The following is a 10061-nucleotide window of genomic DNA, read 5'->3' as shown; positions in this document are numbered from 1 at the left end:
GTGGGGAGGCGAGGCGTGGGGTCGGCGACGGTTCCGCGCCCGGCCGCTGTCGTGAGGATCAGACTCGCGACGGGAGGAGAGGCCCGTGCGGCCGGCGGGCGGCGATGCCCGGCGGTGGCCCGGGTGCGAGGCAGCAGCGCGTGCCCGAGCGCATCATCGGGCGAAGCATTGCACTTGGGAGATACTTCGCAAGTATTCCGTCATTGATTCTTTATGACCCAAACTTTGTCATGTCATGGTAAAAGCGGTACTCTCGCCCAACTGGTTCCGGACACCTGGCGCGATCCCTTCGTTCCTATCAGCGATGAAGGCCGCGAAAGTGTCACCGTCCGGTGCCGGCCGGTCGGCGGTCCGTGAACACGGCGTCCCCGTCAGCGCTCAGCAACACGTCGAAGGAGGCCCGGGTGTCCGCCACCACAGGGAACCCGCCGCACGCACCGGACCCGCCCAGACACGCCCGTCGGACTCCGCGGTTTCGCCGCACGGCGGCGACCGTTGTCGACCGGTGGCCCTTCCGGCGCAAGCTCAACGTCCTGGTGATCGCGCCCATCGCGGTCGTCGGCGTACTGCTCGGGGTCGGCGCCTATGGCGAGGTGCGGCAGGCCCGGGACGCGGGCCGGATCGCGGACCTGGTGCGCGACAGTGAACAGGTCGCGCAGCTCATCAGCGACGTACAGGCCGAACACCGGCAGGCGCTCCTGCTCTCCGTGCAGTATGACTCTGCCCGCCCCGGAGCCCCACTGCCGCCGACCACCGACTACCGTCGGGCCCAGCGGAGCACCGACGCGCAAGCCGCCGCGGTGCGTTCGGCGTTCGCCTCCGGCCTGCCGCATGAGGAGGCGCAGGCGCTCGACTACATCCGCGGCCTCGGTGTCCTGCGCGAGAAGCTGGAACGGGGCTACGTCCCCGCCGCCAACATCGACCCGGCGTACGCCTCCGCGGTCGAGTTCCTGATCGACGGCATCGGCCTGGGGCGCTACGCCGGCACCTCGTCGTCCTCGGTCGTGACACTCCTGGACACGGTGCTGCGTGCCGACGCGTCCCACGCGGCCTTCGAGAGCGCCGTGTTCTCCGCCCAGACCCGGGACGCCAACGCCCTCACCGAGTACAGCCGGGCGGTCGGCGCTCGCAAGCTCTACGACCACCAGTTGGACCGGTTCGAGCGCATCGCCACGCCGGCGCAGGTCCTGCGCATGGACGGCATGCGGCGCAGTGCCGAACGGTACGGCGTCGAAGCCCGGTTCGCGGAGCTGCAGATCGATCCCGGGGCCCTGCAGGGACAGACGCCGACGCAGCTGCGCAAGGCGATCACCGACGGGACCCGGCAGTCCGAAGCCCGACTCGGCATCACCAGGTCGCTGATCGAGCAGACCGCCGCCAGGGCCGACGCCGTCTCCGCGGATGCCCTGCGGAACGCCGTCTACCTGCTGGGGCTGACCCTGCTCGGCTTCGCCGCCTGGCTGACCTTCTGCGTCCTGATCCGGCGTTCGGTCGTGCGGCCCCTGGAAGCGCTGACCCACTCCGCCCAGGAGGTGGTCGACGTGGCGGGCGAGGAACTCGCCCGGGTCTCCGACGACGAGTCCGCCGACAGCACCCCCCTGCGGCCGAGGTCGATCCCGGTCCCGGTCCGTGACGAGATCGGCGAACTGGCCGAGGCGTTCAACCAGGTTCAGGTCACCGCCGCCCAACTGCTGGAGCGGCAGGTGCTCAGTCGGCGCAACGTCGCCGAGATGTTCGGCAACGTCGGCCGGCGGGTCAGTAACCTGACGACGCGTCAGCTCATGCTGATCGACACCGTCGAACGCGAGGAGACCGACCCTGAACTGCTCGAACGGCTGTACAGCATCGACCACATCGCCGTACGTCTCCAGCGCAACGCCGACAGCCTGATGCTGCTCGCCGGAATCCGGGAGACCGGCGTCGAGGCCCGGCCGACCCCCCTGGCCAACGTCATCAGGGCGTCGCTCGGCCAGATCGAGGGCTACCAGCGGGTGTCTCTGCGGCCCGAGACGGAGGTCACCGTCGCGCCCGACATCGTCGGTGACCTGACACTGATGCTCGCCGAACTGCTGGAGAACGCGGTCGCGTTCTCACCCTCCCACACGCCCGTCGAGGTGGCCGTCCGCCCCGGGACCGACGTCACCGAGGACGGCGGGGCGCTGATCGAGGTCATCGACCACGGCCTCGGCATGAGCGCCGAGCGCCTCGCCGAGGAGAACGCCCGGCTTGTGCGCCGGGAACGGCTCGACCTCGTGCCGACCAGGGTGCTCGGCCTCTTCGCGGTCGGCAGTCTCGCCCGGCGGTGGGGTGTGCGCGTGTCGCTGAGCCGTACGCCGGGCGGCGGGGTCACCGCAACCGTCTGGATCCCCGCCTCGCTCCTGCTGACCATGACTCCCGAGGGCCCCGAGCAGCCCGTGGACACGGGCCCGATCGGAGCCGTGGCGGCGTTGCCGGTGAGGCCCGGGCAGGAGACCGCCACGCCCGCGCCGTCGCGCGCACCGGTCTCCGCCACCGGTGTCACCGAGCGGTCGGCGGCCCTCTCGTCGCACGACGCGCTTCCCCGGCGCCTCCCGGCGCGCACCGCCGCGGGACCGGCCACCGCGGAACGAACCGCCGAGGACGCCGACACGGAGCGGTCGGCGGCCTCGGGCGAACAGCGCGCCGCAGAGGACTCACGGCCGCTGCGGCGGCGGGTACGGGGCGCGACACTCGCCACGACCTCTTCGCGGGCGGACCGGGGGACACCGACGGTGCGGCATCCCGCCGACGCCGAGGCCGTCCGCTCGGAGCTCGACGAGTTCGAGGCAGCCGTACGCAGGGCAGAGCAGGACAGTGCTCACGCCCGGACGAGACCAGGACCATCGCACCATCAGCAATCCCAGAAGGAGTCCGGCAGTGACCACGTCGACAGCTGACAGCAGTTCCGAGCGGCCGGAACCCACCGATCTGCGAGCCGCCGCGGCCGATTTCACCTGGCTCCTCGACCGGTTCGCCACGGAAACCGCCGGTGTGGTCGACGCCATCGCCGTGTCGTCCGACGGCCTGCTGATCGCCGTCTCCCAACTGCGTGAGCACGCCGACTCCGAGCGGCTCGCCGCGATCGTGTCCGGCCTGACGAGTCTCGCCGCGGGCGCCTCCGGCAACTATGGGCTCGGCAGCCTCAACAAGGTCATCATCGATCTGGAGGGCGGCCATGTGCTGGTGTCGGCCATCGGCTGCGGCGCCGTCCTCGGAGTGGTGACCTCCAAGGAGGCGAAGCTGGGCAACATCGCCTACGAGATGACTCTCTTCGCCAACCGGGCCGGGGCCGCGCTCACCCCCCAGCTGGTGCTGGAGCTGAAGAACAGTGTCGGCGCGGCCCCGGCCGGCTGACCGTCCCCCGCCCGGGGCACGGGTATAGGCACTTCGGAAAGGGATCGTGATGGCCGTCGGCGGACCACCACACGACGCAGCGGGGCACGCCGGGGGCTCGCCGGACCCGGCCGCCGGCCGTGCCCCCGCGATCCGGCCGTTCCTGCTGACCGCGGGCCGGGTGTCGGGGGGCGGCGCGGCGTTGCCGATCCCGGTCGAAACCCAGGTCGTGTCGACCTCGGCGGGGCTCTCCGTCCTGCACGCGCTCACCTTCGAACATCACGACATCGTCGCGGCCTGCCGGCGGCCGCAGTCGGTGGCGGAACTGGCCGCCGGGCTGCGACTGCACCTCAACGTGGTCCGTGTGCTGGCCGAGGACCTGCGTGCCGCAGGGCATCTGGCGGTCCTCCGGCCGAACGCCGGGACCGCCCAGGATCTCTCCGTACTGCGAAGGGTTATCGATGGTCTTCGTGCCGTCCCCGACTCACGGGGGACACTCCGTGACACCAGTTGAACAGCCGCCGACACCGGTCAAACTGGTCATCGCCGGCGGCTTCGGTGTCGGCAAGACCACCACCGTGGGCTCGATCTCCGAGATACGGCCGCTCACCACGGAGGCCGCGATCACCGAGGTCGCGGCAGGAGTGGACGATCTCACGCACACTCCCGGCAAGACCAGCACCACGGTCGCCATGGACTTCGGCTGCATCACCATCGACCCGACGCTCAAGCTGTACCTGTTCGGCACCCCGGGGCAGGACCGGTTCGGCTTCATGTGGGACGACCTGGTGGAGGGCGCCCTCGGCGGTCTGGTGATCGTGGACACCCGCCGACTGGACGACTGCTACGCGGCGGTGGACTACTTCGAGCACAAGGACGTCCCCTTCGCGGTCGCCGTCAACGCCTTCGACGGGGAGGTCGAGCACGACCTCGACGAGGTGCGGTGGGCACTGGACATCGCCGAGCACGTTCCGCTGACCGTCTTCGACGCGAGGAAGACGGGCTCGGTCCGCGATGCGCTGCTGGTCGTGCTGGGAGTCGCCCTGGCCCGGGCCGAAGCTGCCGGGGCGCCCTGAGCGTGAACGCGCCCGGTGGAGTTGTGGACAGCGACCACGCACGCCACGGTTATCACCATGACGGTGACCTGCCCGTCCTCTACTCCGCATCCCCGGACAAGCCCGCCCCCGGGCGGGCAAGGAACTTGTCGGTCAGATCGCGTTCGCGATCGGGGCAGCGGTGACATGGCCGTAGCGCTTGACGTGACCCAGGGTCTGGGAGATGGAGGCGGTGCCCATCAGTTGCAGGCCGTTGCGGAAGACGTCGACGGTGAGGACCCCGCTGAAGCTGCCCGGCACGGATGCCGGCGTGACGCCTCCTTCAGCGATCCGCATGGCGTTGGCCCCGTCGGACGGTTGACTCATCCCTGTCGGCTCAGGCTGTTAGTGACACTGAGCAACCATGTGGGGATGCCGTCGAGGGCAATGGAGCGCACTGCGACGCAGGTCGGCCAGCACCGAATCAGCACGCCACGTACCCTGTGCTGGTTCCGCGCTGGCTTCGAGGGCCGGAATCATAGAAAACCGCAGGTCCTAGCCTCGATCGAATGAATTGTCATACCACTCGATGGTGGTGCCGATGAGGCTGGCGGCGACGATGCGCTTGAGGCTGGCAGGGGGTGGGGGAGCGGTCGCGGGGGAGGACATCGGCACCACTTCCAAGCGGTTGGCGGGGACGTTTTCGTGTCGCCATACCGTAGGAACTTGCAGGTGAGGCGTATGTGGTGGGGCACCATAGTTCCGCGTACGGAGGTGCGTGTGACCACCATGACCGCGTCGCCGACGCCCCTACGAGAGCCCCAGTCGAGCCCGCGAGAGTGCTGTCCGAGTTGCACTCTTCGGGCGTGATTTGGAGGTAGGGTGCTGACTCCCGTGCTGGTTTGGTGCTGACTAAAAGCCCATGTCATCACCCGTTCTCACCTCTCCCGTGCTGACTTGGTGCTGACTACGCTGCGTTGAACTCGGTCATCTGGGGCCGATCGGGCAGCAGTCGTTGCTTGGTCCTGCATGAAGCTGAGGCTTGGGAGCGTGGGGATCAGGTCTGAGGTGACCGGAATGGTGGGCCTGTGCAGGTGCGGCGCCCGCGAGCGAACATCGTCTGCGCGGTTGCGTGGTGCGACCCCCCGGCCGCGCATGCCGGAGCCGACGATACTTCTGGTGCCGTGACCGTCAGATGCTTGCCGTGAGTGTGCTTGTGGATGGGGGGCGGATTCGGTGAACTGGCCGAGAGCCCGGGAAGCCGATTGCTCGCCAGGCAGCGCCGCACCCTGGTGCACCGAGGACTGCCGGCCCGACGGCGCTGTCTTCGACCCGCCGGCCCTCACCCGCCCACGCGCCGTACCGGACTCAGAGATGGCCCTGTTCGATGACCCGCTCGGCGATGTAGGCCTGTTCCACTTGTTCTGGAACTGGATCGGGCGATCTCAGGAAGAGATCGTACAGGCGCGGCGGGACTGGATGGAAGGAACACGGTTCGGCGAGGTGAAGGGGTACGACGGCGATCCGCGTAACCGGCGATCCGCCGCTATGTTGCCGCGCTGCTTCGGCCACTCAGATTCATAGAGCTGTGGGCGCCTCCTCCTCTGAGGCGGGATACGAGGGGCGTGGGCCAGCTGTCCCTTGGCGGCGCGTGGTCCGACTTCCGGTCGAGCGCCTTCGCTCCTGACTACCGTCCAGACCGTCTGCGTGACGGTGATCACGGACGTCCTTCGGGGGGTGCTGCGTAGGCTTGGGCCGTCGCCACGGTGGGGTCCGCGAGAGTGGGCGAAGCCTTCCCCGGCTACCTGACGGGGCGTCAGGAAAGTCGGCAAGTGGTCAGCATGAGTCCTGAAAAACCTGGGGACAGCTGCCCGAACATGCGACTCGTTGTAGGGTGTGGAAACAGCCCTTGACCTGCAAAAACGCAGGCAGGGAGCCTACTGGTGGGAGTGCCCCGATGTTGCGTACTATGTTCAAGTCCAAGATCTAGCGTTTGGGTGTTTCCGCAGGTCAGAGCCCTGATGGTGGCATCCGGGTCAGCAAACGGTCAGCATCAAGCCGGACCGTGTCCGGCTCCCCGCGGTACGGGGTCCGGGCCGGGCCGGGCGGGGCGGGGGCGCGAGGCGGAGGAAATCGTGCTGCACGCGCTGGAGCCGCTGGCGTACGAGCCGGATCCGCTCCAGATGGCGGACACGGGGGAGTGGCACCTGAAGGCGAAGGCTCGGCTTCTCGTCTAAGGGTCGCGGACATCCCGTGGGCTCGGCTGCGTTCCGGTGGCGGAATGCCGTTACCTGGCAGACCGCCTGCTCGAGGCGTGGAAAGACCAAGGGCCGCGCGGACGCGACGGCGTACCGGGCAGCCGGGCCGTGGACGCGGTGACGGCGACGGACGCGGAGCAGGATTCGGTGGTCGTTGATGAACGGCGCCAGACTTGATCTTCACTCAGGGCGGATGTGATGCGAGCGCCCGGCCTCCCCGCCTGCTCGCCGTCGAGCAGTTTCACCGAGTGGACTGGCGCGCCTACCACTCCGACCGCCACACTGAGTCTTTCCGGTAAGCGTCCATCGATCGCTGTGACCGCGACGCTGGGCTGCGGACCGTGCGGTTCCCAAGGCTGGGCAGCCAGGCTGCTGCGTGATCACCGGATCGTGGCCGGAACGCGCAAGAGCACGTGCGTTGGGCTGTTGACGGCCGGGAGGCGGTGCTCACAGATCGCCCCGCAGCCCCGGCCCCGCTCCAGCGGGTACGCCAGCACCATCTGAGCGATCACGCAACGCTGTAACCCGCTACTGGCGAGGACTCACCGCTATCCTCTTGATGCCCTCACGGCTGTAACGGGCCCTCTGTACAGAGTGGGACGGGAGTCGGCGCCGACTTGACAGTCAAATCCTGCCACGGCCTGTGGTCCGCGTTGCGCTCGACAATATGCGGATGTGATGATCGCGGGCATGGCTGACGGAGGGGGCGAGAGGCCGGAGGTGTCCAGGTCCAGGCTGTACGACTACCTGGAGAACGCTGACCCGGATGACAAGGTCGGGCAGGCGCCGCGGGACAGCGTTGAAGCGCCATCGCCTGGCCCTCTGACGGGAGCTGTAATATCGCCGACCTCCGTGGCCCCCTCTCCGGGCAGCACGGACGACGTCGCCCGTGCCCGCCGCGAGTTTGCCGCCCTGCTCGGTGAGTTCCGCCGTACGGCCGTACTCGTGCCGTTGGACGAGGATGAGGCCCCGCTGGCCGGGGACTACGGCGGCATCCGGTGGATCTACGCGTTCTCGGACGAGTCGGCGTTGGCCAGGTTCGCGATGGCGAGGGGTGAAGGCTCGCGGGAGTGGGAGTACCGGCGGGTGTTGGGGGCGCGGTTGCTGGATGCCGGTGTTCGGGCGACGGGGGTGCCGACCGGGGTGGCACTGGACGTGGGCAGTGACGGGGACGGCGTGTTGTTCCCGCCGGTGACGGGGATCGTGCCGGATGCGGCCGCAGTGGACACGGAGACGGCGGACGGGGAGGAGTCGCAGTGAGCGGTGAAAAAGGCAACGGCGGCGAGGATCTTCAGGCGGTCGGCCTTGAGGCCATCGCGCAGGGCATCACGCTGACACTGTCCGAGTTGAAGGAGCTCGGCATGGACAGCATGGCCGGTTCCGGCCGTGGCTTCGAGGAACTCGCGCTGTCTGGACTGCAGTTGGGGCACGATGGGCTGACCTCGGCCTTCAAGTCGTTCTGTGAGCGCTGGGAGTGGGGCGTGCGCGACCTCGTGATCGAGGGCAACCTCTTCGCGCAGAACGTGGGCCTGTCGGCGGGCACATTGCACGAGACGGATCAGTACGTGGAGGGCGCCCTGAAGATCGGCGTCAACTCCCTGATGGGCAACCCCTACGCCTCCGAGGACGAGGTCACACAGATGGGCTGGCGCCAGATCGCCGGCACCGGCATGGACTCCCTCAGGAACCCGGAATACAGCGCGGAGTCCTTTGAGCAGGCGTGGGACAACAGCAAGCAGGGCTGGATGGACGCGAGCCGCGACATGATGACTTCGCAGGCGATGGCCGGCCCGATCCCCGGCCCGCTGAACGTCCGGCAGGCAACGGGCGTGAGTGACGAGCAGTACGAGACCTTCCTGGACGCGACGTTCGGGCCGTCGGCCGAGGAACGGGCCCAGCAGCCACAGCCCCAGCAGGGCGAGGAGAGCCGTTGATGGGCTTCGGTGATCTCGTCAACGGCGGACTCGGCAAGTTTGAGGACGGCTGGGAGGCGGGTAAGGAGCTTGTCGGTGAGGGCGTCGACAAGGGCACCGATCTCGTCGGTGCGGGTCTGGAGAAGGTCGGGGCTGAGGGCTGGGCCGACAAGGTCGAGGACTTCGGCGACGAGCTGGCCTCGGACCTCGGTGCCACGCCGGGCGAGCAGCAGCTCGGGCAGACCGAGCAGGCGAACGAGCTGATCCACGGCAACCCGGGCACCATCCGGGCGTCCGCCTCGCACTTGAAGGACTTCCGGAAGGCCTTCGACAAGGTCGGCGGCGGGATGCGGAAGCTGGACTCTTCGCACTGGAAGGGCGAGGCCGCTGACACGTTCCGCGAGAAGTTCGCCATGCACCCGACCAAGTGGCTGCACGCGGCGGACGCCTGTGAGAAGGCGGCCAAGGCTTTGGAGGACTTCGCGGACACGGTCACGTGGGCTCAGGGGCAGGCCCAGGACGCCATCGACCTGTACAAGAAGGGCAAGAAGGCCTCCGACGCCGCGGTCGACTCGTACAACAAGCGCGTCGACGCCTACAACGCCAAGCTGAAGACGGACGAGGACCCGGGCCCGCGTCCCGAGCCCTTCAAGGATCCGGGCACCGCAGACATCAAGCGCGCCCGCGAGGTCCTCGCCGAGGCCCGCCGCCAGCGCAACGACGCCGGTCGTACCGCCGCCACGTCGGTCCAGGCCGCCCTCACGCACGCGCCCGCCGAGCCGCCCGCCCTGGACCGCCTCCGGGCCAACGCCGAGGACGGCTACGTGGCGGTCAACACCGAGATCCTCCACGTCGCTGGTGGTGTGGTCAAAGGCGGGGCGGGCCTGGTCAACTTCGCCCGAGGCCTCAACCCTCTCGATGGGTACAACATCACTCACCCCGCCCAATACCTCCAGAACGTCAGCATGACGCTCTCCGGTCTCGTCTCCACTGCCGCGCATCCCGAGCGCGTGGTGAAGTCCGCGTGGGAGGGCTTCAAGAAGGATCCGTCCGAGGGCATCGGCCGCCTGATCCCCGAGCTGATCGGCACCAAGGGGCTGGGCCTGGCCCGCGGCGGGCTGCGAACCGCGGTGAAGGAGGGGATGGAGGGGGCAGCAAGCAGAGAAGCTAAGGGCGCCGCAGACGCCGCCAGAAAGCACCCGGAGCAGCACGACACCCCGAACCCGCGGGAGAAGGTCGAGCACGATCCCACAGACCCGGTCGACCTCACCACCGGCAAGATGTACCTGCCGCAGACCGACGTGGTGTTGCCAGGCGCCCTCCCCCTTGTCTTCAGACGGCGGGTGGAGTCGGGGTACCACTACGGCAGGTGGTTCGGCCCCTCCTGGTCCTCCACCCTGGACCAGCGCCTGGAGATCGACGCGGAGGGAGTCGTCCTCGTCACCGAAGACGGCCTTCTCCTCACCTACCCGCACCCGGCCCCGGGCCTCCCCACGCTTCCCTCC

9 protein-coding genes are annotated in these 10061 nt (G+C 68.8%); 8 read left to right on the top strand and 1 reads right to left on the bottom strand.

What is annotated here, in order from left to right:
- Positions 1–404: 404 nt before the first annotated feature.
- Genes C1J00_RS30345 through C1J00_RS30330 form a run of 4 tightly spaced genes read left to right on the top strand, consistent with a single transcriptional unit; the run spans position 405 to position 4427 of the window.
- Complete coding sequence (locus C1J00_RS30345) at positions 405–2915, top strand: sensor histidine kinase (protein WP_439333445.1); 2511 nt, start codon at positions 405–407, stop codon at positions 2913–2915.
- Entirely contained in the window at positions 2896–3372 is a 477-nt protein-coding gene (locus C1J00_RS30340) for a roadblock/LC7 domain-containing protein (protein ID WP_059422253.1), read from the top strand. The genes C1J00_RS30345 and C1J00_RS30340 overlap by 20 nt, the downstream gene beginning before the upstream one ends.
- A 49-nt stretch (positions 3373–3421) precedes the next feature.
- Positions 3422–3865, top strand: a complete 444-nt coding sequence (locus C1J00_RS30335; protein ID WP_102912190.1) for a DUF742 domain-containing protein — start codon at positions 3422–3424, stop codon at positions 3863–3865.
- Positions 3813–4427 (top strand): GTP-binding protein, encoded by a 615-nt coding sequence (locus C1J00_RS30330; protein ID WP_102912189.1) that lies wholly within the window; start codon positions 3813–3815, stop codon positions 4425–4427. Before C1J00_RS30335 ends, C1J00_RS30330 begins: the two co-directional genes overlap by 53 nt.
- A 132-nt stretch (positions 4428–4559) precedes the next feature.
- Here C1J00_RS30330 and C1J00_RS30325 read toward each other — a convergent pair whose 3' ends face one another.
- Positions 4560–4772: a hypothetical protein gene (locus C1J00_RS30325; protein WP_102912188.1), complete on the bottom strand. Its 213-nt coding sequence runs from the start codon at positions 4770–4772 to the stop codon at positions 4560–4562.
- Positions 4773–5759: 987 nt separating this feature from the next.
- On the opposite strand from C1J00_RS30325, the gene C1J00_RS30315 reads away from it, so the two are divergent.
- The 4 genes from C1J00_RS30315 to C1J00_RS30300 form a co-directional block, all read left to right on the top strand.
- Positions 5760–5969 (top strand): hypothetical protein, encoded by a 210-nt coding sequence (locus C1J00_RS30315; protein WP_102912187.1) that lies wholly within the window; start codon positions 5760–5762, stop codon positions 5967–5969.
- 1364 nt (positions 5970–7333) lie between these two features.
- The gene (locus C1J00_RS30310) at positions 7334–7903 is read left to right on the top strand and encodes a hypothetical protein (RefSeq protein WP_102912191.1); all 570 of its coding nucleotides are present in this window, start codon (positions 7334–7336) and stop codon (positions 7901–7903) included.
- Complete coding sequence (locus C1J00_RS30305) at positions 7900–8577, top strand: hypothetical protein (protein ID WP_102912186.1); 678 nt, start codon at positions 7900–7902, stop codon at positions 8575–8577. Before C1J00_RS30310 ends, C1J00_RS30305 begins: the two co-directional genes overlap by 4 nt.
- Positions 8577–10061: putative T7SS-secreted protein (locus tag C1J00_RS30300; protein WP_245936568.1), on the top strand; the 1485-nt coding region annotated here is incomplete at its 3' end. The genes C1J00_RS30305 and C1J00_RS30300, both read left to right, overlap by 1 nt.

Source organism: Streptomyces cahuitamycinicus (genome assembly GCF_002891435.1).
Taxonomy (GTDB): domain Bacteria; phylum Actinomycetota; class Actinomycetes; order Streptomycetales; family Streptomycetaceae; genus Streptomyces; species Streptomyces cahuitamycinicus.
Note: the sequence above shows the minus strand (reverse complement) of the source record. Positions and strands in the feature narration are given on the sequence as shown.

What these genes read in the sequence shown, in the direction of transcription:
- C1J00_RS30335 (WP_102912190.1), top strand. Translation starts at nt 3,422, where the DNA reads ATGGCCGTCGGCGGACCACCACACGACGCAGCGGGGCACGCCGGGGGC.
- C1J00_RS30330 (WP_102912189.1), top strand. Translation starts at nt 3,813, where the DNA reads ATGGTCTTCGTGCCGTCCCCGACTCACGGGGGACACTCCGTGACACCA.
- C1J00_RS30325 (WP_102912188.1), bottom strand. Translation starts at nt 4,772, where the DNA reads ATGAGTCAACCGTCCGACGGGGCCAACGCCATGCGGATCGCTGAAGGA.
- C1J00_RS30315 (WP_102912187.1), top strand. Translation starts at nt 5,760, where the DNA reads ATGGCCCTGTTCGATGACCCGCTCGGCGATGTAGGCCTGTTCCACTTG.
- C1J00_RS30310 (WP_102912191.1), top strand. Translation starts at nt 7,334, where the DNA reads ATGGCTGACGGAGGGGGCGAGAGGCCGGAGGTGTCCAGGTCCAGGCTG.